Origin of the sequence: Puia dinghuensis (assembly GCF_014642875.1) — a bacterium.
GTDB lineage: Bacteria > Bacteroidota > Bacteroidia > Chitinophagales > Chitinophagaceae > Puia > Puia dinghuensis.
Map to the genome: position 1 here is coordinate 848,194 of NZ_BMJC01000004.1, position 25,312 is coordinate 873,505.

General features: G+C 54.2%; 19 protein-coding genes. 13 read left to right on the plus strand and 6 right to left on the minus strand.

From position 1 onward, the window contains the following. The first annotated feature begins 43 nt into the window (after positions 1-43). The gene (gene mfd, locus IEY39_RS21555) at positions 44-3,478 is read left to right on the plus strand and encodes a transcription-repair coupling factor (RefSeq protein WP_188935526.1); all 3,435 of its coding nucleotides are present in this window, start codon (positions 44-46) and stop codon (positions 3,476-3,478) included. A 71-nt stretch (positions 3,479-3,549) separates the two neighbouring features. Further along, positions 3,550-3,903: a DUF4870 domain-containing protein gene (locus IEY39_RS21560; RefSeq protein WP_188935528.1), complete on the plus strand. Its 354-nt coding sequence runs from the start codon at positions 3,550-3,552 to the stop codon at positions 3,901-3,903. Positions 3,904-3,908: 5 nt separating this feature from the next. Here IEY39_RS21560 and IEY39_RS21565 read toward each other — a convergent pair whose 3' ends face one another. Beyond that, positions 3,909-4,337, minus strand: a complete 429-nt coding sequence (locus IEY39_RS21565; protein WP_188935530.1) for a GNAT family N-acetyltransferase — start codon at positions 4,335-4,337, stop codon at positions 3,909-3,911. Positions 4,338-4,594: 257 nt separating this feature from the next. Here IEY39_RS21565 and IEY39_RS21570 point away from each other — a divergent pair, with 257 nt between their 5' ends. The 6 genes from IEY39_RS21570 to IEY39_RS21595 all read left to right on the plus strand — a co-directional run bounded on the left by IEY39_RS21570 (position 4,595) and on the right by IEY39_RS21595 (position 11,143). Continuing rightward, the gene (locus IEY39_RS21570; RefSeq protein ID WP_038103191.1) at positions 4,595-4,831 is read left to right on the plus strand and encodes an acyl carrier protein; all 237 of its coding nucleotides are present in this window, start codon (positions 4,595-4,597) and stop codon (positions 4,829-4,831) included. Positions 4,832-4,963: 132 nt separating this feature from the next. After that, a complete protein-coding gene (gene fabF / locus IEY39_RS21575) occupies positions 4,964-6,217 on the plus strand; it encodes a beta-ketoacyl-ACP synthase II (RefSeq protein ID WP_188935532.1) in 1,254 nt (417 codons plus the stop codon). Between the two features lie 96 nt (positions 6,218-6,313). Next, the gene (gene rnc / locus IEY39_RS21580; protein WP_229689019.1) at positions 6,314-7,054 is read left to right on the plus strand and encodes a ribonuclease III; all 741 of its coding nucleotides are present in this window, start codon (positions 6,314-6,316) and stop codon (positions 7,052-7,054) included. A gap of 291 nt (positions 7,055-7,345) precedes the next feature. Beyond that, positions 7,346-8,461, plus strand: coding sequence for a T9SS type A sorting domain-containing protein (locus tag IEY39_RS21585; protein ID WP_188935534.1), 1,116 nt, complete (start codon positions 7,346-7,348; stop codon positions 8,459-8,461). A gap of 160 nt (positions 8,462-8,621) precedes the next feature. Then, positions 8,622-9,803, plus strand: coding sequence for a T9SS type A sorting domain-containing protein (locus IEY39_RS21590; protein WP_188935536.1), 1,182 nt, complete (start codon positions 8,622-8,624; stop codon positions 9,801-9,803). Positions 9,804-9,931: 128 nt separating this feature from the next. Further along, positions 9,932-11,143, plus strand: coding sequence for a T9SS type A sorting domain-containing protein (locus tag IEY39_RS21595; RefSeq protein ID WP_188935538.1), 1,212 nt, complete (start codon positions 9,932-9,934; stop codon positions 11,141-11,143). 100 nt (positions 11,144-11,243) lie between these two features. On the opposite strand, the gene IEY39_RS21600 is transcribed toward IEY39_RS21595, so the two are convergent. The 4 genes from IEY39_RS21600 to mce all read right to left on the minus strand — a co-directional run bounded on the left by IEY39_RS21600 (position 11,244) and on the right by mce (position 14,518). Next, a complete protein-coding gene (locus tag IEY39_RS21600) occupies positions 11,244-11,411 on the minus strand; it encodes a hypothetical protein (RefSeq protein ID WP_188935540.1) in 168 nt (55 codons plus the stop codon). Between the two features lie 143 nt (positions 11,412-11,554). Beyond that, complete coding sequence (locus IEY39_RS21605) at positions 11,555-12,184, minus strand: response regulator transcription factor (protein ID WP_188935542.1); 630 nt, start codon at positions 12,182-12,184, stop codon at positions 11,555-11,557. A gap of 44 nt (positions 12,185-12,228) precedes the next feature. After that, positions 12,229-14,088: a 7TM diverse intracellular signaling domain-containing protein gene (locus IEY39_RS21610; RefSeq protein WP_188935544.1), complete on the minus strand. Its 1,860-nt coding sequence runs from the start codon at positions 14,086-14,088 to the stop codon at positions 12,229-12,231. Between the two features lie 28 nt (positions 14,089-14,116). Next, on the minus strand, positions 14,117-14,518 hold the full coding sequence (gene mce / locus IEY39_RS21615) for a methylmalonyl-CoA epimerase (RefSeq protein ID WP_188935546.1): 402 nt from the start codon (positions 14,516-14,518) through the stop codon (positions 14,117-14,119). Between the two features lie 27 nt (positions 14,519-14,545). Here mce and IEY39_RS21620 point away from each other — a divergent pair, with 27 nt between their 5' ends. From IEY39_RS21620 to IEY39_RS21640, 5 genes are all read left to right on the plus strand, one after another. Continuing rightward, a complete protein-coding gene (locus tag IEY39_RS21620; RefSeq protein WP_188935548.1) occupies positions 14,546-15,706 on the plus strand; it encodes an IscS subfamily cysteine desulfurase in 1,161 nt (386 codons plus the stop codon). 452 nt (positions 15,707-16,158) lie between these two features. Continuing rightward, positions 16,159-18,657 (plus strand): gliding motility-associated ABC transporter substrate-binding protein GldG, encoded by a 2,499-nt coding sequence (gene gldG / locus IEY39_RS21625; RefSeq protein ID WP_188935550.1) that lies wholly within the window; start codon positions 16,159-16,161, stop codon positions 18,655-18,657. Between the two features lie 14 nt (positions 18,658-18,671). Next, positions 18,672-19,610: a TerC/Alx family metal homeostasis membrane protein gene (locus IEY39_RS21630; RefSeq protein WP_188935557.1), complete on the plus strand. Its 939-nt coding sequence runs from the start codon at positions 18,672-18,674 to the stop codon at positions 19,608-19,610. Then, positions 19,600-22,059 carry a bifunctional UDP-N-acetylmuramoyl-tripeptide:D-alanyl-D-alanine ligase/alanine racemase gene (locus IEY39_RS21635; RefSeq protein ID WP_188935559.1) on the plus strand — a complete coding sequence of 820 codons (2,460 nt, stop codon included), beginning with the start codon at positions 19,600-19,602 and terminating at the stop codon, positions 22,057-22,059. The genes IEY39_RS21630 and IEY39_RS21635 overlap by 11 nt, the downstream gene beginning before the upstream one ends. A 78-nt stretch (positions 22,060-22,137) precedes the next feature. Continuing rightward, positions 22,138-22,839: a lipoprotein signal peptidase gene (locus IEY39_RS21640; protein ID WP_188935561.1), complete on the plus strand. Its 702-nt coding sequence runs from the start codon at positions 22,138-22,140 to the stop codon at positions 22,837-22,839. Between the two features lie 48 nt (positions 22,840-22,887). Here the strand turns inward: IEY39_RS21640 and IEY39_RS21645 are convergent, their stop codons facing one another. Further along, a complete protein-coding gene (locus tag IEY39_RS21645) occupies positions 22,888-25,248 on the minus strand; it encodes a T9SS type A sorting domain-containing protein (protein ID WP_188935563.1) in 2,361 nt (786 codons plus the stop codon). Between the last annotated feature and the right edge of the window lie 64 nt (positions 25,249-25,312).

The following is a 25,312-nucleotide window of genomic DNA, read 5'->3' on the forward strand; positions in this document are numbered from 1 at the left end:
GTGTCTTTGCGCATCTCTCGTAAAATCGTAAATTTGCGGCCGGATGAACAATGAGGTGCTTCTGGAATCATTTTTACATTCCCCCCGCCTTTTTCAATTGGCGGATAAGCTCCTATTGTCCAGCCCACAACGCATAGCCTGCAAGAACCTCCAGGGCAGCTCCCCGGCTTTTTTGGTCAGCGCCGTTTTTCAACACCAGCATACCGCCAGTCTCAACCACCTCATCGTCTGCGAGGACTCGGAATCGGCCGCCTACCTCCATAATACCCTCGAAAGCCTCACCAACGCCCTCGATCTCTTTTATTTTCCCTCTTCTTTTAAGAATAAGAAGAACTACCGCCTCCTCAACAGCAGCCACGTGATGCTCCGCACGGAAGCGCTTACCCGCCTGTCGGCCGCCATCTCCAATCCATCCCGTGACGCGGCTAAAAAACTGATTGTCACCTATCCCGAAGCCCTGTTCGAAAAAGTGGTGCTGCCCCAGGCGCTGTCCGGAAATATCATCGCCCTGAAAGCCGGCGACACCCTCGACCTCAACGGGCTGCTGGAAAAGCTGGTCGACAAGGGATTCGAAAGGACGGATTTTGTATACGAACCCGGGCAATTTGCCCTGCGCGGCGGTATCCTGGACATCTATTCCTTTGGCAATGAGAAACCCTATCGCGTCGAACTGTTTGGAAATGACATCGACTCCATCCGCATCTTCGACCCCGAGACCCAGCTGTCCGAACGGAGATTACTGCAGGTAACGATCATCCCCAACGTCGAACACCGGCCCGACGCCGGCGAGAAGATCTCCCTGCTCGAATTCCTCCCGGAGAATACGGTCATCTGGATGCAGGACTGGACCTTCACCCGCGACCGCCTCTCCATCCAGGAAGAAGAGCTCGATCTTTTCCTTCAGCTTCCCCGCCCCCAACCGGGCGCAAAGAGCATCGAGGAAGAGGACAAAATGGAAAAAACCGACATCACCGCTGCCGACTTCGTCACCGCCGCCGAAGTAGAGACCGAACTCCGGCGCTTTCACCTGGTCGAATTCGGCCCGTCGGCAGCCTCGCCACTGGCTTCGCCCTTTGTCATCGAATTCCACACCCGTCCACAACCTTCCTTCAACCGGCAATTCGATCTGCTTATCCGCGATCTGAAAAGCCTCGAAGCAAAAAAGTATACGCTCTTCCTCTTCGCCGAGAACCCCCGGCAGCTCGAGCGGCTGCATACCATCTTCGAAGACCTCAAAACCGAGATCCCCTTCACCCCCATCGCCCATTCCATCCACGAAGGATTCATCGACGACGATCTGAAAATAGCCTGTTTCACCGACCACCAGATCTTCCAGCGCTATCACAAATACAAGGTCAAACAGGCCTATAATAAGAATAAGGCCATCACCCTTCGCACGCTGCGCGAGCTGCAACCGGGAGACTACGTCACCCACATCGATCACGGGGTAGGCATCTACAGCGGCCTCCAAAAGATAGAGGCCAATGGCCGCCTGCAGGAGGCCGTACGCATCATCTATAAGGACAGCGACATCCTCTATGTCAACATCAACTCCTTGCACAAGATCTCGAAATACACCGGCAAGGAAGGGACGGTGCCAAAGGTGAACAAGCTGGGCAGCGACGCCTGGCAGAAACTAAAAGAGAAGACAAAGACAAAGGTCAAGGAGATCGCCTTCGATCTCATAAAACTCTACGCCCAGCGCAAAGCGGAAAAAGGCTTCACCCATTCTCCTGACAATTACATGCAGACTGAGCTGGAAGCCTCTTTCATCTATGAGGATACGCCCGATCAAAGCAAGGCCACTGCCGATGTTAAAAAAGATATGGAGCAGCCCTCTCCCATGGACCGCCTCGTCTGTGGCGATGTCGGCTTTGGAAAGACCGAAGTGGCCATAAGAGCAGCCTTCAAAACCTGCCTTGATGGCAAACAGGCCGCCATCCTCGTCCCGACGACCATCCTGGCCTTCCAGCATTATAAAACGTTTAGCGATCGGTTGAAGGACTTCCCCGTCAAGGTCGATTATGTCAACCGGTTCAAGTCTTCGAAAGAAAAGAAGGCGACCCTGAAGGAATTGTCGGAAGGAAAGGTGGACATCATCATCGGCACCCACGCCTTGCTCGGAAAAGAGGTACTGTTCAAGGACCTTGGCCTGCTCGTCGTCGACGAAGAACAGAAATTCGGCGTGGGGCACAAAGAAAAGATCAAGACCCTGCGCACCCATGTAGATTGCCTTACCCTTACGGCCACGCCTATCCCTAGAACCCTCCAGTTCAGCCTGATGGGCGCCCGCGACCTCAGCATCATCAACACCCCGCCGCCAAACCGTCAGCCAATCCAGACCGAACTACATGGATACAATGAGGATTTTATCCGGGACGCCATCTACTACGAAACAGAACGCGGCGGGCAGGTGTTCTTTATTTACAACCGCGTACAGGGACTGGCCGAAATGTCCGCTATCATCCAGGGCCTCTGCCCCGATCTCAGCATCGGTTACGCCCATGGACAGATGGAAGGCAACGATCTCGAAGACCGGATCCTGAGCTTCATCGATAAAAAATATGATGTCCTCGTGTGCACCAATATCGTGGAGAGCGGCGTGGACATCCCCAACGTCAATACCATCATCGTCAACAACGCCCATCATTTCGGCCTTAGTGACCTTCACCAGCTTCGCGGCCGCGTCGGCCGTGGCAACAAAAAAGCCTTCTGCTACCTGTTAGCGCCCTCCCTCGCCACCTTGCCCGCGGACTCCCGCAAACGCCTTCAAACGCTCGAACAATTTGCCGACCTGGGCAGCGGCTTCCAGATAGCCATGCGCGACCTGGACATCCGCGGCGCCGGTAACATGCTCGGTGGTGAACAAAGCGGCTTCATGGTCGACATCGGATTCGAAACCTATCAAAAGATTCTCGACGAGGCGATAAAGGAATTGAAGCGTACCGAATTCAGGGAGTTGTTCAAAGAAGAGATCTCCAAACAGGAAGATTATGTCCAGGACTGCACCATCGACACCGATCTGGAGATCCTTATCCCCGACAGCTATGTGGAAAGTATTACGGAGAGACTGACCCTCTACACCCGCCTGGACAATTGCGACAGCGAGGAAGAGCTCCAACAATTCCATGAAGAATTGATCGACCGGTTCGGCCCCGTACCGCCCCAGGTGGAAGACCTCTTCGATACGGTACGTATCCGCAAACTGGCCGTAAGCCTGGGCTTCGAGAAGCTGATCTTGAAAGAAGATACGATGCGATGCTATTTTATAAACCGGCCCGACTCCCCCTATTTCGAATCCGAGACCTTCCAGCTCATCCTCGAATACCTGCAAAAACATACCAACAAAGCGAAGCTCAAGCAGGCCGGTAAACACTTCCTGCTGACGGTGGATGACATCCGGACAATGGCCGATCTACTCGCCTTTTTGCAGCGGATGAGCAAATTCGTCCTTGCCCCCCGGGCCCTTATGGGATAAATGTTTGCCCCTAAGAGACGGCAAAGTCACGAAAAGGGCAGTATATTTATATCATCAAAATTAATACTACCATGCCGGAAGAATACCCCATTTCCACCCCCACAAGCGATGAAAGGACGCTGGGCATGCTGTCCCATATCCTGGCGATCGTGCCGGGAATAAACATTTTTGGTCCCCTCGTCATCTGGCTGATAAAAAAGGATGAATCGCAGTTTGTGGCGGAGAATGCAAAAGAGTCCCTCAACTTTCAGCTTACGATCATCATAGGCTGGATCATCGGATTTATTCTCATCGCAGTTTTAATCGGCATCGTGATCCTGGCTAGCCTGAGCATCGTCAACCTGGTCCTGGTGATCATCGCCACGATAAAGACCGGCGAGAACAAGATCTATCGCTATCCTTTCAATCTACGGCTGATAAAATAAGGGCGCTATAAGGCCTTTTCCATTATATAATGTGGAATCGTCACCTCGACGAAGGGCTCCCCCGTAATGCCATAACCGAGTTTCTGATAGAACCCGACGGCAGTGTCGCGCGCGTGCATGCAGAGCTTCTTGTAACCGTGATCCCGGGCGACATTCTCGGCAAAGATCATCAGGGCGCGCCCGATACCCTTCCCCTGCATATTCCTGGGGACGGCCATCTGCCGGAGGCGGACAGTGGCGGCATCCATCCGGGTAAGCATACAACAGCCCAACAGCTTGTCGTCTTCGAATGCCCCCATGAGAATATCGTCTTTTTCCAGCTCCAGCTCCTCCGCACTAAAGTCCAACCCAAGAGGCTTGCGCAATATTTCATTACGCAGATTTACCATCTGCTGATACTCCTTCGTCCCATGATCTATCATCCTAAGCGCCATGCTGTTGTTGTATTTTCACTACCTTCGCCCATCGACGGTCCGGGCCCCGGTCCGGGGAGGCCGAAGTTATTAATATTTACTAATACCGGGCTGCAAATCTCGCTAAATAGGGGAATTTGGCGTATTTCGGGGGAATAGGCGCCTCCGCCATGCGTCCCCCATGGTCCGGATTATGTTTAAAATTAAAAATGGGGTTTTTGTTCTGTTAGTCGGAAAATAATACTTTTGCATCCGTATAACTAAAAAATCAAGAAATCATGTCAGACATCGCTACAAGGGTTAAGAAGATTATCGTCGATAAGCTCGGAGTTGAAGAAGCTGAGGTTACTAATGAAGCTTCCTTCACCAATGATCTGGGTGCAGACTCTCTGGACACCGTCGAATTGATAATGGAATTCGAGAAAGAGTTTAACATCTCTATCCCGGACGAACAGGCCGAGACGATCACTACTGTCGGGCAGGCCATCGCTTACCTGGAAGAGCACGCAAAATAAGCATTGGCTGCAATACGTTGTTCTGGGTTTCACCGCCAATAAACTCGTTTGATCCGCCTTTTCAAGCATTTCGGCTTAGAAGGCGGATTTTATCCTTAGACTAAAGCACAAAAATCCTGGGAAAAGTCCACTATGCAATTGAAAAGAGTTGTTGTAACGGGCATTGGTGCCCTCACACCACTAGGTAACAATACACAAGATTACTGGAAGGGATTGCTAAATGGCGTTTCCGGTGCTGATGCTATCACCCTATTCGATGCATCCAAATTCAAGACCCGCTTTGCTTGCGAACTGAAAGGCTTCGACCCCCTGCAATACCTCGAGAAAAAAGAGGCCCGCAAGGTCGACCGCTATACACAGCTTGCACTGGCGGCAAGCGATGAGGCGGTAGCTGACGCCCGCATCGACAAGGAGAATATGAATCCCGACCGCATCGGCGTCGTCTTCGCCAGCGGCATCGGGGGGCTGATCACTTTCCAGGAAGAAGTGGTCAACTTTGCCAAGGGAGACGGGACTCCCCGCTTCAACCCGTTCTTTATCCCGAAAATGATATTGGACATCGCGGCAGGCCATATTTCTATGCGCCATGGCTTCCGCGGACCCAACTTCGCCGTGACAAGCGCCTGCGCGTCTTCCACCAATGCCGTCATGGAAGCCTTTAACCTCATTCGGCTGGGGATGGCCGACATCCTCATCAGCGGCGGCTCGGAGGCTGTGATCAGCGAGGCCGGGGTAGGCGGTTTCAACGCGATGAAAGCGCTGAGCGAGCGGAATGACGACCCCGCAACAGCCAGCCGGCCCTATGACAAAGACCGGGAAGGATTTGTAATGGGAGAAGGGGCCGGAGTGTTGGTGCTAGAAGAGCTTGAACACGCCAAAGCCCGCGGTGCTCACATCTATTGTGAAATTGCTGGTTGTGGCGCCACCGCCGATGCCTATCATATAACCGCACCGCATCCCGAAGGGCTGGGTGCAAAAAATGTCATGCTGGCGGCCCTGCGCGACGCGCAAATGGCCCCGGCGGATATCGATTATATCAATACTCACGGTACGTCTACCCCCCTGGGGGACATCGCCGAGGTTAAAGCCATCATACATGTGTTTGGCGACCGGGCCTTCGATGTCAATATCAGCAGTACCAAGTCGATGACCGGACACTGCCTCGGCGCCGCCGGGGTGATAGAAGCCATCGCCTGCATTCAGAGTGTCGTGCACGACCAGATTCCACCGACGATCAACCACTTTACCGATGACCCGGAACTCGATCCCCGGCTTAACTTCACTTTCGGGAAACCACAACAGAAAAAGGTGCGGGCTGCCCTTAGCAACACGTTCGGTTTTGGCGGCCATAACGCTTGCGTCGTCGTTAAAAAGTACGAGGCTTAATCTTTGAATACTCAAAGATTGTCAACGTGTTGCCCTATCGGACCAAGGGTAGCACAAATAATTTTTTATTGGGCGAAAAAATTGTAGCTTGTTATAGTGGGAATTCTCGACCGTATCATAAAGGGCGACGCTACCGTCGCTTCGTTCAAAAGGCAGCTTCGAAATGTGCTCGGGTTCACCCCGGGCAAGGCAGTCCTTTATAGAACAGCCCTCACCCACCGGAGTGTAAAGGACGGCGCCGACGAAAACAACGAACGGCTGGAATATCTCGGCGACGCCATCCTCAGCGCCATCATCGCGGATTTCCTTTTTAAAAAATACCCGTATAAAGAAGAAGGTTTTTTGACGGAAATGCGCAGTAAGATGGTCAACCGCAATCAGCTCAACGAGATTGCCATCAAGATGGGGCTCAAGAAAATAAGCAATTATAATAAGTTCGACAGCAGCCTGAAGATGAGCCAGATCTTCGGCAACACCCTGGAAGCCATCGTAGGGGCCATCTACCTCGACAAAGGATTCCTGAAGACCCGGCAATGGGTGGTTGAACGCGTTATACAACCCTACCTCTTCCTCGACGATCTGGAGAATCTCGAGATCAACCACAAGAACAAACTCTATGGTTGGGCGAATAAGAACGGGAAGAATCTTGAGTTCGAGACCCTGGACGAGCGGGTGGAAGGCGGTCGCAGACTCTTCACCGTTGGCGCCGTGGTCGATGGGGAACTACTCTCCCAGGGAAAGGCCTACAATAAAAAGGATGCCAGTCAGATAGCTGCCCAGTTAGCGCTCGATAAACTGGGCCTCAGCAAGTTAGATACCGGCGACGACGCTGCCTAAGCGAACTTCGGCCGTTAGGTCCGCTTCTCCTGAAAATTTTTCGCACATTTTGCTTGCACGGTCCTGGATTTTGTTCTACTTTTAGCTCCACTTACCTACTTTCCACAAAAGATACACGCAATTCCTAAACGCGTAGTACCCAATCATCCTCCGCCATTTAAAGACCACGATTTCGCGACCCTGCGATAGCATTTAATCCATTATTTACTATGGGAGAGAAATCCACTATTGACTATGGTTTACCTCGTGCGTATCAACCACATTCAATTAATTACTTAACCACTAGTGAAAATGAAAAAGATCTACACTCTTATCTGTGCCGTTATTCTTTTCTGTCTCTCTTCCCAAGCCCAATATACCGGTGGCACCTATACGGCGGTGATGGCCGGCGCTTGGCATAACAACGCACCTACTCCCATCTGGTCTGGAGCGGAACCCCCACAGCTTTGTAACAACTGCCTTGTACAACTGAATGCACCGAGCGGTTCGGTCATAACGTTGAATGCCCAGATCTCCTTCACCGGCGGCTCTAATCTGGTGATCGCCCCCGGCGTTACCCTCCAGATCAACAACTCCGGCGCAACCAATTCTTTCACGGGTGCGTATGACATCTTCCTGACCAACCAGCTGAACAACTTTATCAACTTTGGCCAGGGGGCAGTCCTCAATGCGGCGAATGCCGGTCCTTATGACGGCGTCCTCACCTCTTTCGAGAACAGCCCTACGGATTTTACGCTGACAAAAGCATTCGGGATAGCTCCCCTGGTATTTGACAATAATACGGTCATCACCCAGGGCAACGGCGCCGCTTTTGGAACTACCTTCTCCGGCCCCGGGTCGCTCTCCGGCTTCGGCAGCCTGCCCATCATCCTGGCTTCTTTCACTGCGACGCTGAATGACGGCTCTGTCGATCTGGCCTGGCAGACCTCCCTCGAAGAGAATTCCGATCACATCGCCATCGAGTCCAGCGCAGACGCCGGCTCCCACTGGCGCACCATCGGGACTGTAACCGCACAAGGAACCTCTCACACCCCGACGAATTATACCTTCACCGACACCAAACCCGCACCCGGAACCGACGAATACCGCTTGAAGATGGTGGATAAGGATGGTAAGTTCACCTATTCGCCCGTCAGGACGGTACGCCTCCTTGTTGGTGCAGCCCGCGTGTTCCCCAACCCCGCACAGAACTATGTCAACGTAACCCTCGCAGGCAGCGCGACCGAGACCCTGGTAGTTCGCCTCTTCAACCAGACCGGCCAGCTGTTGCAGGAAAGAAGCGTTGTCAATGGCGGTGGAACAACAGTAGCCCTCTCGGTGAGCGGCTATCCGCAGGGCAACTATCTCATCGAAGTCACCAGTGCAGATGGGTCCAAACAAGCGTCGAAACTATTGATCTCCAAGTAGTAACCTACACTCTTATAACAATATAACGCAAAAGCCGCCTTCCACAGGAAGGCGGCTTTGTTTTGGGGGAAACCATTAAATGTTGTAGTCCGCAGCAGGGTAGGCAAAATAAATAATGTGTATTCGGAGTTATTGAAGGGAAATCCAATATCCACGCCCCATGAACCGGTATGTTCTCTCCTTATGGAAAAAACTAACCCTTAGCCTGTGCACAGGAATGATCTTCCATGGCATGTGCTTCGCCCAAAACAACACCGACACGGCGACCCAAATGTTTGATACCGCTTTGAACAACAACGGGTTTGCCATGTACAACCTCAGTTTCCCGAAATTTAACCCCGACTCGGGCGTGCTCGTTTCCGTCAAGATATCCACCAGCGTCTCGGCTAATTATGGGTTCACGCTGACCAATGTCAATTCCTCGGCCGCTACCTACCAGCTGAGCATCGGCCAGGAAGACCAGATCAGCGGCTCCTATGGCGTCCCCTATATGAACCTGACCCCCCAAAACGTCGGGACTTATAACCTGACGCCGGGGCAATCGCAGGTCACTCCACCCTTTGTTTTTCTTTCCAATCATGTTTCGAGCGACAGCATCACGAATAATGTGACGCCATTTATGGGCAACGGAAGTGTGCACATCAACTACATGTCCTTCACCTATACCAATCTCATCGCCTACAACAATGCCTCTTATTACTATGGAAATACGGTGAATACCTCGGCGGTTTTTTCCATTCAATATCTATTTAAGCGGAACCCGGGAACATTAGCGGCTAACCTTACCCGTTGGTCTGCCCGGCTCTCCGCGCCGCTCACGGTACAGCTTGACTGGTCTGCTGTGAACGAGACGGCCGTACGGGAATATGATATCCAGCGCAGCAGCGATGGGCGCAATTTTACAACAATAGCAACGCTGCCGGCCACAACAAACGGCGCCATAGCCAATGGCGGCGCAGCCGACTACAGCTATATCGACCATCTGCCTGACGGCACAATCGGCAACCTGTACTACCGGCTGCAGATGCACGACCAGGGGAAGACTTCTTATAGCCAGGTGCGCGAATTAAACATCGCCGCTTCAGAACAGGGCCTGCACATCTACCCCAATCCCGCAACAGACTACATCAACATCGCCACCGGTGGCGCCAACAGCGACTGGCAGGTGGATATCATATCCGCCAGCGGAGCCCTGGTGCAACGCGGTAGCTTCCTGCAGGCCAGCACGCTCCATGTGCCTTTTTCAACCCGGTTGGCCGCCGGCACTTATTTTCTCCGGTTGACGGACCTCCATGGGCAGACGACCCGGACATTGTCTTTTGTCGTCAGGGGCGGCAATTAAATGATTATAGGACTTTTACGACGAACGTCGTTTTTTTTCGACGAATGCATCGTAGGATTGCCATGTCTGGTGTAATAATTTTACTAAGCCGGCAGTTATATTAGGAACCCTAAAGAAATGTGTTCCCTATGAGACTGTGCAGAATCCAACTATCCGGGGTCACCGTAGCCCTGTGGATAGTACTGATCTCGGGTGTGTCAACATTGGTACCTTGCTACCTTCCGGCCCAAGGCTGTACGGGCACGCTGGCCTCGACAACCTATGATACGGTGTTCACCAGCAACAACGGCAATACGAGCTTCAACTACAGCGTTCCGAAATTTCCCGTCAATTCCCTTACATTATATGCAGTTACCATCCGCTCGATAGTGACGGTCAACTCAGGCATGACCCTGACAAATATCTATTCCAGTTCGGAGAATGCCAGCGCCCAGTGGTACCGCACCGATGATATCAATAGCACCCCGTCAGGAGATTTCAATAACTCCGTCCTTTCCACCAAATTCATCGCCAACGGCCTTGCCGCGGGGGCATCGAAGACCTTTACGCCAGCGAATGTCATCCATAACAATTCCATTATCGTCGACTCCGTCTACACCGGTGACGGATCGTTTCTTCCATCGAATTATTCGGGTTCAGGGAAGATCAGCTTTACCTACACCGCCAGCAGTGACTTGTTGCTTGTTCCCAGTACGTCGACGGTGGATACATCGGCCAGCAGCTTTGCCGATCAGATGCATTTCAGTGTCACTTATTACTATTGCAATCCCGGGGTGTTGGCGACCGACCTCCTTTCCTTCACCGCGGTGAAGCAGGATAACGGCACCGTGCTGCTTGGCTGGAGCACGGCCAATGAACACGCCGGCAGGCGATACGACATCGAGGTGAGCACCGATGGTACCAGCTTTTCCGGCTACACAGCCGTCGCCTCCGACCCGGTGAACACCAGCGAAAGTTATTCCTACGCCTATCCGATCGAACCAGCGGCCAGGGGAAAATTGTATTTCCGGCTGCGCATCATCGATCAGCTGGGGCCAGATCATTATTCCATCGTCCGCATCATCGATCTCGACAAAGCATCTCCGGCAGGAAATAGATTTTACATCTATCCCAATCCGCCCACTGACCATATAGAACTCAACATCCCCGGGAATAACCCGCAACCCTGGCAGGTAGACATCCTCGCCGCGGATGGCAGCCTGGTGCAGCGCACGATGGTGAATGGGACGAATGCGTTGCACGTCGGCTTCGGGCGGAGTCTTTCCGGCGGCGCCTATTTTGTGCGGGCGGTGAATCCGGCAACAGGCGAGCAATATACAGGGTCGTTTGTGATCCGGTGACTGGCCGACGGTGGCGCCGAACGCGAATAAAAAACCGCCGCTCCGGGCCTGTCTCCGGATGCGGCGGTACATGACGCATCTTCTTCAACATTTTCACAACCTACAAACAGCGATAATTGTCCCCGCCTTCGGGGAATGTTCTGTCTGCGAGGGGTTTTTGGGTCGCCAAAGCCCTTTGAGGTGAGCCAGGAGTTGCTGACGCCCGGACAAAGGCGGATTTGACGCATAGCAACAGGAGCAGAAAGCAGATGGCGAGGCATTTTTTCATAGCTGTCTGTTTGAACAAATAGACAACAAATGCCGACACCGGTCAATCGGATAAAGATATGATTTTTGGGGGGCGGGGTCATAGGGCCAGCGGTCGAATATCGATGGGGCAGCAGCCGAACTTCGTCGGTGGGTCCGGCCCGGTCAGCGCTTTTGCCCCAGCACGCGGGCGACGGCTTCAGCCTTGGAATTGACGTGCAGTTTGTTGTAAATGTTGCAGATATGCGTGCGGATGGTGCTGATGCTGACACAGTATTTGTCGGCGATCTTCTTATAGCTGAGCCCATCGACAAGGGAATACAGGATCTCGCTCTCGCGGGCGGTCAGGCGATAATCTTCGACAAGGGTGGCGGGCGCGCCCTGGAAGGACTGGAGGACCCGGCGGGCGATGCTCGCGGTCATGGGAGCGCCGCCATGGTAGAGGTCCTGAACGGCCTGGACGATCTCGTCGGGCGGCGTTTTTTTGAGGATGTAGCCACTGGCGCCGGCGCGAATGGCGTCGAAAATATTTTCGTCGTCGTCGAAGACGGTGAACATCAGCACCTGGATCGTAGGAAAATGGGTCTTCACCGTTCGCACCCCCTCGATGCCGGAGATGTTGGGTAGCCCGATATCCATGAGGATAATATCGGGGAGGGCCGTCCCCACCTCGCTGACGACATTCAGGAGGTTGTTGAGGGAGGCCACACACCGCATGCCTTCCGTGCGGTTGAAAAGGCTTTCCAGGCTGCTGCGCAACGTATTGTTGTCTTCTACGATGGCGATCTTGATCATCGCCCCAAATATGCAACCTATTTTGGAAGATTCCAATCGGATGTTTAGCGGATTTTTGCGCCGATATCTACCTCGAGCCGGATGGTCGTCCCCTGGCCGGGAACGGAGGCGATGGCTACCCTTGCATTCATCCCTTCGGCACGCCGCCGCATCCCGGAGATACCATTACCGGTGAAAGAGGCGCCGGCATCGAACCCACGGCCATTGTCCCGGACACAAAGCGTAAGATGCTCCCGGTCGAACCGCACCTCCAGAAGCGCCTGCGTGGCATCGGAATACTTCACGAGATTGTTGATGGCCTCCTTCAGGATGAGATAGATATGCTGGCGATGATCCATCGGCAGCTGCACTTCGTGGATGTTCTTCTGGATGTCGATAGTATAGTCGATGCCCTTGGCCTCGAAAAGGGTGGTGGCAAAATGGCGGATTCGTATCAGCAGGTTCTCCAGCGAATCGTTGCGGGGACTGATGCTCCAGACGATGTCATCCATCCGATCCATGAGCATAAGAGAGCTGTCCTTTATCTCATTCATGGTCTCCATGGTCTGGCTGCTGCTCTTCTCCCGCAAGGCAAGCTCGCTGAGGATGGAGATGCTGCTCAGCGTAGAACCAATGTCATCATGAAGGTCTTGCGCAATTTTATTGCGGATATGCTGCATGCGGAGCTGCAACAGCTCGTTGGCCTTTAATTGTTCGATGAGCCGCTGCTGGCTGCTGAGCTTTTCCTGCTCCGTCAACCGGCTCTTATAGCTAAGCCCCGCCGTGAAAAAAAGCACTTCGAGGACGATGCCGGCCTGCGGAAAGACAAAGATGTCGGGTACTCCAAGATCGATGTGCCGGTTCACCTCGAGGTAGCTGAAGACAAGCCCGAGGATATGACCGGTGGCGACAAAGAGGCTGCCGGAGATGATATAAAATACAAGCGTTTTCTGACGCCGGTACATATAGATCATGAATCCGATGGAAAAGAGGAAGAGGATACCGGAGATAACAGAATATAGTTGCGTCTGCACGGGACGGTTGAAGGTAGACACGATAAAGATGAGATCGACCACCGCATAGACAAGCAGGAATTGCTCGATGCCGATCATCCACCGATTGAGCCGGGGATAATCCCGGGGAATTTCGAGAAAGGCCCGGATAAACCGGAAGTAGAGAAAATTCGCCAGCAGCAGAAGCGTCTTGCTCAGATACACCTTAAGCGGCGGCCAGCGGGTGAAAAGGATGTCCACGCCAAAAAGCTGCTCCTGTTTGCTGAGGAAGTAAAGGGCGAGGACAACCATGTAGAGAAAATAATACAGATATTCCTTCCGGCGCACGATGAGCCATTGCAAGAACATATAGATCAGCTGGCAGATCATGAAGCCCTGGAAAAGCATCTGGATGATGACAAAGGAGTTGTCTGCCGGAAGATTGTGCACAAAAGCAGCATTGAGGCTGGCGCCATCATATAGAGTGAGCCCGTCGAAGTTGTATTCGTCGGTGCGCTGGCGAATGCGGACCGTAAGCGTATTACTGCTATGAGGCGACAGCCGCAGGGGCAGGACCCCGGCCTGACGCTGTAGGTAAGTGCTTCCTGCCGGGGTACGGCGCATATTGCCGCCGGCGAGATGGATGCTATCCACCCAGATGTCTATATAGTCCACCCCGCCATAACCCAGCGAAAGGACAAGCGTGGAGTCGCTGGTATTCCGCAGGAGGGTACGTATCCAAAAATTATGGGCGCGGGGGGCGCGGTCTAGTTGCGCGAGCAAATCCGGAAAAGCAACGATTGCGGAGTCGACCATACAGATCGACGTGTCCAGCGACAGCCCATCGGCAGCGGCAAGATTATTAACAGCCTTCTGCCCCCGGGCGGAGGCCAGGGATAGCCAGGCAAGTAATAACAATAACGCAGGTTTCACATCAGGGTCATTTCACGTTTCATATTGGTCACTCCCGGCTCATACACAGCTCGATAAGCACCCCATTGGTATCCTTTGGATGCAGAAAGCACACCAGTTTGTCATCGGCGCCTTCCTTTGGTTCGCTGTTGAGCAGGGTAAAGCCCGCCGCCGTCAGGCGGCGCATCTCGGCATGAATGTCGGCGACCTCAAAAGCGATGTGGTGCATGCCTTCACCGCGTTTTTCAATATAGCGGTTGATGACGCTGTCAGACGTCAGACCCTGCACCAGTTCGATCTTCGTGTCCCCCTGCCGGAAGAAGGCGGTGTTAACCTTTTCGCTGTCCACCTGTTCAGTCTTATAACAAGGGCTTTGTAAGAGGGTCTCGAACAGCGGAATGCTGACGGCCAGGTCCTTTACGGCGATGCCGATATGCTCGACTTTCATCATGCTTAAAGATAATCCTAAATTTGTCAAATGAACCTACCCATCTACCTCGACTATAATTCCACCACACCTGTCGATCCGCGGGTGTTGGCGGCCATGCTGCCTTATTTTACGCAGAAGTTTGGCAATGCGGCCAGTCGAAGCCACGCCTTTGGCTGGGAAGGGGAAGAGGCGGTGGAGATCGCGCGCGAACAGGTGGCCCGCTTCATCGGCGCGGAGCCAAAGGAGATCGTCTTTACCTCGGGAGCGACGGAAGGAGACAACCTGGCCCTCAAAGGAGTCTTTGAATCCTATGCAGCAAAAGGCAACCATATCATCACCGTCGTCACCGAACACAAGGCAGTACTCGACAGCTGCCATCATATCCAACGGCTTGGCGGCGAAGTCACCTTCCTGCCCGTGGATGCAGAGGGATTGATCGATCTTGCCGGACTCGAAGCGGCCATCCGGCCTTCGACGGTGCTCGTCGCCGTCATGTATGCCAATAACGAGATCGGGGTGATACAGCCCATCCGCGCGATAAGCGCCATCGCCCGGCGCCATGGCATCCTGTTCTTCACCGACGCCACACAGGCAGTGGGTAAGGTTCCGGTCGACGTCAATGCCGACGGCATCGATCTGCTGACGATGAGCGCGCATAAGATATATGGTCCCAAAGGCATCGGCGCCCTCTATGTCAGACGGCGCAATCCCCGGGTGCGCCTCGCAGCGCAGATGGATGGAGGCGGTCACGAACGGGGGATGCGCAGCGGCACCCTCAACGTCCCGGCCATTGTTGGCCTGGGGAAAGCCTCCGAACTCTGCCAAATGGAGATGGCCGCAGAAGCGCCAAAAGTAGCGGCACTTCGCGACCGGCTGGAAACAGGTCTGCTCGCGATCGAAGGGGCAAGGGTCAACGGAAGCCGCGAACACCGGCTGCCCCAGGTGACCAATATCTCCTTTCCCGGCGTGGATGGCGAAGCACTTTTGGCGGGACTGGGAAAGGACGTTGCCTTGTCTTCGGGTTCGGCCTGTACTTCGGCTTCGATGGAACCCAGCTATGTACTGAAGGCATTAGGCGTAGCCGACGACCTGGCGCATAGCTCTTTGCGACTGGGGCTGGGCCGGTTTACGACAGCCGAAGAAGTGGATTATGCCATTGGCCGGATAAGAGAAACGGTAGAAAAACTGCGGGAAAGGGCCCTGCAATGACCCAAAAACACATATGAATATATTATAATGAAATAATTGTAATTATTCATAATATATTATGCAGGCTAATAAGCCTATCCCCCGACAATCGACGGCAACCTTGGATACTATCCATTTATCCTTTTCAAGACGCGGTGAAATTGAAAAAAAATGCGGTGAAAAAAGCAAAGTGAAAATGGGCTGAAACAAAAAACCCGCCTGATTAAGGGCGGATTTTTTCATGCAGTTGGTTTCGGTTAAATGTCGTATGTGACCTTACCATTAATATATTTATTCCAAGGATCCGGTTACCAGCAGAGTATGCGAATATAGGGATATCTTTTATTCTACCCACTTTTCTTCACATCAAATTTCAAGTATTTTTTCACATTTTCTTTATTTTAATATACGTATGCGGCCTCACAAACAGCTCTTTTGTGGGCCAAAGGCCCAAATCCCATACCTTCGTGTTTATGTGGGCAGTATGCAAAAAAGAACTCCGTCAGTTTTTTAGCAGTCTAACCGGTTATATCGCCATCATCGTCTTCCTGCTCTTGAATGGGCTCTTGCTCTTCGTGTTTCCCGACACGGATATCCTGAGCTTTGGCTACGCTACCCTGGACAAATTCTTCGAGCTGGCGCCGTGGATCCTGCTGCTGCTGACCCCGGCAATAACGATGCGCAGCTTCTCCGATGAGTTTCGCATGGGGACATTCGAGACACTGCAGACCGTCCCGCTGACGCGGGGTCGCCTTATTATAGGTAAATACCTTGCAAGCCTCATCGTGGTGTTGATCGCGCTGCTCCCGACGCTGGTGTATTTCCTTTGTATCCAACGCCTTTCGGGCCAGGGCGGCATCGACACGGGCGCTACGATGGGCAGCTACCTGGGCCTGGTGCTGCTGGCGGGTGTCTTTACGGCGATCGGGATTTGGTGCAGCAGCTTCACAGCGAACGCCGTCGTCGCCTTCATCGTCGCGGCATTCGCCTGTTTCCTGTTGTACAGCGGATTTGCCGCCATCAGCGCGCTGCCCGTATTCAGCGCAGGCCTCGATTACTACATCGGCATGCTTGGCCTCGACTTCCACTATCGCAGCATCAGCCGCGGGGTGGTGGATGGACGCGATCTGCTTTATATAGCCAGTGTCATCTTCCTTTTCCTTTACCTCACCGGCAGACATCTGGCGGGCAGGGCCGGCCGCCATTCGCGAAGCAGGCACACGGCGGAGCAGAGCGGCGAGCCCAAGGCGGGTCGGGCTGGCGGGGCCTGGTTGCAGCCCCTGGGACTGGTGGTGGTGCTGGCCCTGGTGAACCTGCTGGCCTCGCGCCTGCATTTCCGCCTCGATCTCACCCAGGAGAAACGCTATACCCTCAGCGACGCGACAAAGGAGATGCTCGGCCGTGTGGATGATGATATCCAGATCGACTTTTTCCTGGCGGGCGACCTGAAGGCCGGCATCCGCAAATTGGCCAAAAGCACCGACGATCTTCTTCACGAGTTCAACGAATACTGCGACGGCCGCATCCGCGTCCATCCCTACGACCCGCTGGCAACACTTGACGACAGCGCCAAGGTCAACTTCCTGGACTCGATGCGCCGGATGGGCATCCAGCCGATGACCCAGGTAGCCCAGGCAAAGCGCGGGGAAGAGGAGAGCCAGCGCGTGGTGATCCCCGCGGCGATCGTCCGCTATAAAGGGCACAACCGTGCCGTCAACCTGCTCTCGGGGGTACAAGAGAGGGGCGAGGGCCAGCCGGAAGAACAGCTGTATACCAATGCCGAGACCCTGTTGGAATACAAATTTGGCAGCGCAATAGACAAGATCACCCAAAAGACCGTGCCTGTCGTGGGGTATGTCATGGGCAACGGCGAACCACTGGACTACCGCGTAGTCAATCTCATCGAAGACCTCCGCCACAACTACCGGCTTGGCATCGTCGCGCTTGACAGCGTACCGGTGATCCCCGCCGAATACAAGGCGCTGGTGATTGTAAAACCTACCGAAAAATTCACCGAACGCGAAAAGCTGACCCTCGACCAATATGTCCTGCACGGCGGACAGATCATCTGGGCAGTGGATGTCCTGCACGCCGAGAAAGACAGCCTTCGCCAGGAACAGGGCTCCATCGCCTACGACCGGGGACTTGAGCTGGAAGACCTCTTCTTTCGGTATGGGGTACGCGTCAACCAGGACCTCGTCGAAGACGCCGGACAATGCGCTAACCTCTCGATCGTAGTAGGTATGCAAGGCGACAAGCCGCAGATAGAAGCGCTGAAATGGCCCTATTATCCCCTGCTCAACGGGAGCCTCACCCATCCCATCTCCAAGAACCTGGACTTTGTGCTCGCCCAATTCGCCAATTCCATCGACACGGTAAAGGCGCCGGGGATCAAAAAGACCGTATTGCTCCAGACCTCGGCCAATTCGCGGCGGGTGAGTACGCCGGCGCTGATCACGCTGGACGTTCTGAAATATAAGGACGACCCCAGGATGTTTCCCGAGTCGAATATTCCGGTAGCAATACTGCTAGAGGGAAAGTTTCGATCGCTGTTCGCCAACCGCGTCACAAAGTCGGAAGCGGATAGCCTGGCCAATGTGTATCACACCCCCTTTCTTGCGGAGGCAACGACGCCTTCAAGGGTGATCGTGGTCGCGGATGGGGATATCTTTATGAATGAGGTGACCAAAGAAGGTCCGCTTGAACTGGGCTTTAGCGCGGACAACGGCTACAAATTCGCCAACGAAGATTTTATCGCGAACTGTTTCGAATATATGGTCAATCCTTCGCGTATCCTCGAGACGAGGTCGAAGGATTACACGCTACGGCTGCTCGACCCCGCAAAGGTGGAGACCGATCGATCGTTGTGGCAGTTTATCAACATCGGCCTGCCCATCGTGTTGGTGGTGTTGGGCGGCTATATTTACCAGGCGTTGCGCCGCCGCCGGTTTACCGGCAAAGCTTATCTTTGAGTATAATTCCCGGCATGAGTCCATTGTCTATCACGTATCTGACCTTTGGCATTGTTCTTTTACTGGCTATCATCTTCGATCTGGGGCTGCTGAGCAGAAGGGAGTCCACCATCTCGATAAAAAAGGCGCTTTTTCAAACCGTCTTCTGGGTGGGGCTGGCGATGGCCTTTTTTGGTTTTCTCTGGTATGAGGACGGTCATAAGACGGCCCTGGAATATTTCAGCGCCTACCTGATGGAGTGGAGCCTCAGCATCGACAACATCTTTGTCTTTATCCTCATCTTCTCCTTCTTCCGTGTCAAACCGATGTATTACGCCCGGGTGCTGCTCATCGGTATTCTGATGGCTATCTTCCTCCGCATCATCTTTATCACGGTGGGCATCGCACTGGTGACCCGGTTTCACTGGGTGCTCTACGTCTTTGGTGCCATCCTGATCTATACAGGAATAACGATGTTCTTCGCCGGCGGAGACGAGGAGATGGATGTGGAGGACAATGCGGTATATAAGTTCATGAAAAGACTGTTGCCGCTGACGGGCAGCGACGGCGGAGGCAAGATGCGGGTGGTCATCGATGGCAAACGGCGGTTCACCACGCTTTTTGCGGTGGTGGTACTGCTGGCGACGACGGATATCGTCTTTGCCGTGGACAGCATCCCGGCCGTCTTTGGCATCACGCAGGAACGCATCGTCATCTATACCTCGAATATTTTCGCGGTGCTGGGCCTGCGCTCGCTGTTCTTCCTGCTGCGCGGTGCTGTCGACCAGTTTAGTCATCTGCAACAGGGCATCGCCGTCGTCCTTGTCTTCGTGGGCGTCAAAATGCTGGTGGAATATTTCAACATCATCATTCCGGTATATGTTTCCCTGCTGGTGATCCTTATTTGCATCGCAGGGGGTATCGCCTATTCCATTTGGTTGACCCGGCAAAACAAGATAAAAGATGGGGTATAGCATCCAATATATCGCCGGGGCCGTCGGTGGCCACCTCCTGCAAGGGGATGCCACATCGGTAATGATCGAGCACCTGCTGCTGGATAGCCGGCGGCTCATCTTCCCCACAACCTCACTCTTCTTCGCATTGAAAGGCCCCCGGCGCTACGGCGGCCAATTCATAAAAGAGCTCTTTCGACGGGGCGTGCGGAATTTCGTAGTTGAAGAAGCGCAGGAGTTACCCGGCGCCAACCAGGTGATCGTAAAGGATACCCTGGCCGCCCTGCAGGCACTGGCTGCCGGCCATCGCCGTCAGTATACGCTCCCCGTCGTCGGCATCACCGGCAGCAACGGCAAAACCATCATAAAGGAGTGGTTGAACCAGCTGCTCGAAGAAGAATACGAGATAGTCCGTAGCCCCAAGAGTTATAACTCGCAGACGGGAGTACCGCTCAGCGTCTGGCAGCTGGGCCCGCAGCACGAGCTGGCCATCTTCGAGGCGGGCGTCTCGCTGCGGGGGGAGATGGAGCGGCTCGAGCCGGTCATCCGCCCGACGCTCGGGGTGTTCACCAACATCGGCGAAGCGCATAGCGAAGGGTTCTCCAGCCGCGCAGAAAAGGCCCGGGAAAAAATGAAATTGTTTGCGCATGCGGAGACGTTGGTGTATTGTAGCGACCAACCGGAGACGGTGAAGGCGCTTCCGGCAGGACCAACCCTCTTCGCCTGGGGCCATGACGAAAACGCGGCGATACGCATCCGCTCCACCGAAAAAAAAGCCGGCTGGACGGTCATCGGCCTCACTCATGGCGCAGCGGAATTTACCGTCTCCATTCCTTTTACCGACCCCGCCTCGATAGAGAACGCCCTTCACTGCGTAGCGGTACTCCTGCTGCTGGGCCAGCCGGTGCAACGCATACAGACGTCGCTGGCGCTGCTGCAACCGATAGCGATGCGGCTGGAACTCAAGAGCGGCATCAATCATTGTTCGATCATCAACGACAGCTATAGCGCAGACCTCAATTCCCTGTCCATCGCGCTGGACTTCCTCTCGCAACAACAACAGCACGACCGCCGCACGGTGATCCTCTCCGACTTCCTGGAAAGCGGCCGCGAGGAAAACGAGCTCTACGCAACCATCGCCCAAACCCTGGGTCAGAAACAGGTTGACCGCCTCATCGGCATCGGTCCGCGCATCGGGGCGCATGCCGCGGCATTTGGACAATGGTTTCCGGGGGAGACGGCCTTCTATCCTACGGTGGAGGCATTTCGCAGCGACCTGGGCCGCCTGCATTTCCGCGATGAGTCAATATTGATAAAAGGGGCGCGGGTATTTGAGTTCGAGGAGATCGATAGCCTGCTCACCGAACGGATCCACCAGACCGTGATGGAAGTAAACCTCAACGCCATGGCGGAGAATCTGCGGCAGTGGCGCCAGCTGCTGCAACCCGCGACAAGGGTGATGGCGATGGTGAAGGCCTTTGGTTATGGCAGCGGCAGCTTCGAGATAGCCAATCTCCTGCAGTTTCATGGCGTGGACTGGCTGGGAGTAGCCTATGCCGACGAGGGAGTGATGCTGCGCAAGGGCGGTATCCGCATACCCATCATGGTGATGAATACCGAAGACAGCAGCTTCCAGTCGCTGGTGGAATACAATTTAGAGCCGGTGATCTATTCTTTTTCGCTGTTGCGCACGTTCGATCGATGGTTGAAGAAGGAAGGCATTCCGGCCTTCCCCGTGCATATCGAACTGGAGACAGGGATGAACCGCCTCGGGTTTCCCAATGAAGAGATAGACGAGCTGCTGCGGGTGTTGCCCGGCGCGGCTTTTAAAGTGCTGAGCGTATTCAGCCATTTTGCGGCAAGCGAGGAAGCGCAACAGGACGCTTTTACCAACAAGCAGGCACAACTATATCTGGCCACCGCCCAACGTCTTCAGGATGCGCTGGGGTATCCCATCCTACAGCATCTCGCCAATTCGGCGGGCATCGCCCGGCATCCCGAACTGCAGCTGGACATGGTTCGACTGGGCATCGGGCTGTATGGGATAGACCCCGCGGGTTCGGGCCGGCTCGATCTGCAGGAAGTATCTACGCTGAAGACGACGATTGCGCAGATAAAACACCTGCGGACAGGTGACACTATCGGCTATAACCGCAGAGGCATCGCGTCGGCGGGCACCGTCACCGCTACTGTCCGCATCGGGTATGCCGACGGCTACTCCCGGAGTTTGGGTAATGGAGTGGGTAAGATGTGGGTCAACGGACGGCTTGCACCCACCATCGGCATCGTGAGCATGGACATGACAATGATCGATATCACGGGTATTCCGGATGTAAAGGAAGGCGACGAGGTGGTGGTGTTTGGCAAAGAACTATCTGTCAATCAGTTAGCCATTTGGTCGCAGACGATACCGTATGAGATTCTCACCAGCGTCTCGCAGCGGGTGAAGCGCATCTATTTCGAAGAATAACCGATGACAGAAATTCAATGGGCAGGATTGCCTATATTTGAAGCCTATATTTTAGAAGACTAATTTAATTTGTTGTACGTGAAGGCCAGAACCATCTTTTTAATCGTACTGTTGATCATTGTGGCAGATCAGTCGCTGAAGATCTGGGTAAAGACACATATGCCGTTGAGTCATCCGGCGGATTTCTACCGTGACCCGGTGACTCCCTATGACAATGGGATCAAGTTGCTGGGCGACAAGGCGCAGATCTATTTCGTTGAAAATGAGGGAATGGCCTGGGGTTGGAAGTTTGGCGGCAGCTGGGGCAAGATGGCATTGACGCTTTTCCGGCTGGTGGCCGTCGTCTTTGGCATCTATTATATCCAGACAATCATTCGAAAGAAATATCACCGCGGATTCATCATCTGCGCGGGGCTCATCTTTGCAGGCGCGTTGGGCAATCTGCTCGACAGTATGTTCTATGGCCTCATCTTCGAGCGAAGTAGCTACGATCATGTGGCAAAGATCTTCCCCGCACATGGTTACACGACCTTTCTGCATGGGCGGGTGGTGGATATGCTATATTTCCCCATAATAAAGACACACTATCCATCCTGGTTCCCCTTTGTCGGGGGTGAGGAGTTCGAATTCTTTAGTCCTGTCTTCAATCTGGCGGATGCCTCCATCTCGGTAGGGGTGATCGCCATCCTTCTTTTCCAGAAAAAATTTTTTCACAAACGGCCCGGCGCGGGCAGTCATTCCCTTGAGGGCAACACCAAGGTAGACGCGGTGCAGGCATAAAAAAAGGCCGCACGGGGCGGCCTCTGGTTCAGATAATTACTGCGCGGTTTATAAGTTAATTACCTTCACCAATTTCTTACTTATCATCTGATCGCCTACTTGCAATTGCAGGGCATAGGTGCCTGAAGGCAGCGAGCGAAGGTCGTAGATCGTAAAGCTGTTGAGACCCTGGGTCACCGGCTGGCGGATGCGGCGGATGTAACGCCCGTACATATCCGTCAGGCTGATGCTGGCGACGCCATCAGCGGGCGCGGTCAGCTCGATATTGATATGGTCGGTGAAAGGATTGAGTATGCTCCGCACCTCGAATTGAAGATTGCTGTTGCTAAGAAGCACGATATTACTGCTCCGGTGAACCGATGCAGCGACCATATCGATGCGATAATATGTTTGGAGCCCGACGGGCTTGGGATCGTTGAACACATACGCGGCCCCACCACCGGAGCCGGCTATCGCGGGGACTGTAGCAATAGCCGTAAAATGCACGCCGTCATCACTTCGCATGACGTTATAGACCAGGTTTTCCACTTCATTCGACGTCGTCCATTGGAGATTACCGAGTCCCTCACGCACCTGACCACGGAAGGACAGGATGGTGGTCGGTAGGGCGACCTGGCAGTTGGTGCCATTTACATACTTGGGCTGGTTGGTGGTATAGAAGCATCCGTTGGCCGTGAGATTGGCAACAGTGCTGGCGACGATGAGCCGGTATATGGTAACGGTTGCTGTAGACGAGACCCGGTAGTATCGGGTCACCGTGTCGAGATAGAAGCCGGAGGACGCGTCATACACGGGCGTGACTGTTCCACTCGCAGCCCGGCCCAGCGTATCGAGGCCCGGCGTGGTCCAGGTAACGCCGCCATCAGTGCTCTGCTGCATCATCCACTGCGTATAGTTGTTGACGAAAGCCGAGATCTTGAACTTTATCGAGTCGTCCGCGCCCTGGCAAAGCGTATCAGGCTTGTCGGGCGTCAGGGTCAGATCGGGCGGACAGGTGGACAGCGCAATGTCGTCAAGAGCCCAGTCGTTGCCGCCACCGCCGCAGGCATTGCTGCGGATGGAGATGGTGATGGAGGTCTGGGTCGCACCGGTAAGCAGTATAAAGCCACGTTGCTGCCAGCCAACGGTGTCCAGGTTACCGGTGGAGATACGGTCGATGCCGTCCACCACCAGGGTGTTATTCGGCAGCACACCCGGGGTATACTCGGCGTGACCCGACGTATCGATGCCGCAATTGGGACAGACGTTCTTAAACCACGCGGAGAACTGGTAATACGTATTGGGACAGAGACCGGAGATCACCTGGTGATAGGCTTCACTGGTGGCAAGATCCGAGTTGACGAGCAGCATATAACCCGCATTCGTGTTGGAGTCCGGCGGCGGGTTGCCGGCGGCGGTGGTCGTCCCGGTGTGGTCGCCCCCGATGAACCAGAAGCCCCCGAATTCACGGTTACTACAAGCCAGTACGCCCGTTGCGCCGCCGCAGGTCGGTTGTCGGTTGGCGTTGGGGAAGGTACTGCTCGTAGGGCTGGTATTATTGACGATGGCATAGTAGCCGTCGTTGATGGAGATCGAAGTGCTGGAATTCGGTAGATAGGTATAGTTAGGGATAAGGAAAGAGGGCGGGGTGCTGCGGTTGCGACCTACACCCGTGCCGAATGTGCCCCCAAATTCCGCGGCGAAGTTGGTACTGCTGCTGTTGGCGCAGAGCGAACTGGGCTTCTGGATGAGAATCTTGTACTGCATCGCGTTGAGCATGGTGTCCGACGTCGCGGTGCTGGTGAGGCGGTAACAGACCTTACCCGGACCGAGCGTGATCGTATCTCCATAGGCGCCGGTGACCACGACCCGGAAAGCAGTGGTGATGATAGAACCGGCAGAGAACAATGGAGTGGTCGTACCAGCGGTGATAGTGCCGGCGCCCGTAGTATTGGTAGTATCCATGGGCTGGATACCCGCGGGCGCACCGGAGCCTGCACCCATGTTGATCCTTATCTGATAGCCACCGGGATAGCCCGGGGCCGCGTTATAGGTGCCCTGGTCACCGTCGGAAGCTTGCGTATAGCTACGCATAATAAGGCCTTCATTGCTGATCATCATCAGGCTGCTGCCCGGTAGAATGGCAGTGTGGGTGGGCAGACTGTCGTAGTAGCGCACTTTAAAGATCTTGCCGGTGTTACCGGTGGCGCTGTTGTAATTCCTATTAATATAGAAGTCCACCCGGATCTCGAGGGTATCGCCGGGCCCTACAGGACCACCAACTGTTTTTTTGCTGAGATTGACGTAGCTGTTGCCAAATTTGATCATGGCTGTCGCCTGGGCATGGGCGAAGCTGTGGAACAGCAGGATAAGTATGAATGCCCCTCCTATCCTGCGCAGGACAGGACTAGCGGGTAAAGTTGTTTTCATGGATACGAGTCATTTTCAGAGGTTATCGGACAGTAGTTCGGATTAAAAGGTCAGTACTTCGGAT

Bases quoted from the DNA above. Each gene is read 5' to 3' on its own strand.
- IEY39_RS21620 (WP_188935548.1), top strand. From the start codon at position 14,546: ATGAACCTACCCATCTACCTCGACTATAATTCCACCACACCTGTCGAT.
- IEY39_RS21585 (WP_188935534.1), top strand. From the start codon at position 7,346: ATGAAAAAGATCTACACTCTTATCTGTGCCGTTATTCTTTTCTGTCTC.
- IEY39_RS21630 (WP_188935557.1), top strand. From the start codon at position 18,672: ATGAGTCCATTGTCTATCACGTATCTGACCTTTGGCATTGTTCTTTTA.
- IEY39_RS21605 (WP_188935542.1), bottom strand. From the start codon at position 12,184: ATGATCAAGATCGCCATCGTAGAAGACAACAATACGTTGCGCAGCAGC.
- IEY39_RS21600 (WP_188935540.1), bottom strand. From the start codon at position 11,411: ATGAAAAAATGCCTCGCCATCTGCTTTCTGCTCCTGTTGCTATGCGTC.
- IEY39_RS21565 (WP_188935530.1), bottom strand. From the start codon at position 4,337: ATGGCGCTTAGGATGATAGATCATGGGACGAAGGAGTATCAGCAGATG.
- mce (WP_188935546.1), bottom strand. From the start codon at position 14,518: ATGATGAAAGTCGAGCATATCGGCATCGCCGTAAAGGACCTGGCCGTC.
- fabF (WP_188935532.1), top strand. From the start codon at position 4,964: ATGCAATTGAAAAGAGTTGTTGTAACGGGCATTGGTGCCCTCACACCA.
- gldG (WP_188935550.1), top strand. From the start codon at position 16,159: ATGTGGGCAGTATGCAAAAAAGAACTCCGTCAGTTTTTTAGCAGTCTA.
- IEY39_RS21590 (WP_188935536.1), top strand. From the start codon at position 8,622: ATGAACCGGTATGTTCTCTCCTTATGGAAAAAACTAACCCTTAGCCTG.
- IEY39_RS21635 (WP_188935559.1), top strand. From the start codon at position 19,600: ATGGGGTATAGCATCCAATATATCGCCGGGGCCGTCGGTGGCCACCTC.
- IEY39_RS21595 (WP_188935538.1), top strand. From the start codon at position 9,932: ATGAGACTGTGCAGAATCCAACTATCCGGGGTCACCGTAGCCCTGTGG.
- IEY39_RS21570 (WP_038103191.1), top strand. From the start codon at position 4,595: ATGTCAGACATCGCTACAAGGGTTAAGAAGATTATCGTCGATAAGCTC.
- IEY39_RS21645 (WP_188935563.1), bottom strand. From the start codon at position 25,248: ATGAAAACAACTTTACCCGCTAGTCCTGTCCTGCGCAGGATAGGAGGG.
- IEY39_RS21560 (WP_188935528.1), top strand. From the start codon at position 3,550: ATGCCGGAAGAATACCCCATTTCCACCCCCACAAGCGATGAAAGGACG.
- mfd (WP_188935526.1), top strand. From the start codon at position 44: ATGAACAATGAGGTGCTTCTGGAATCATTTTTACATTCCCCCCGCCTT.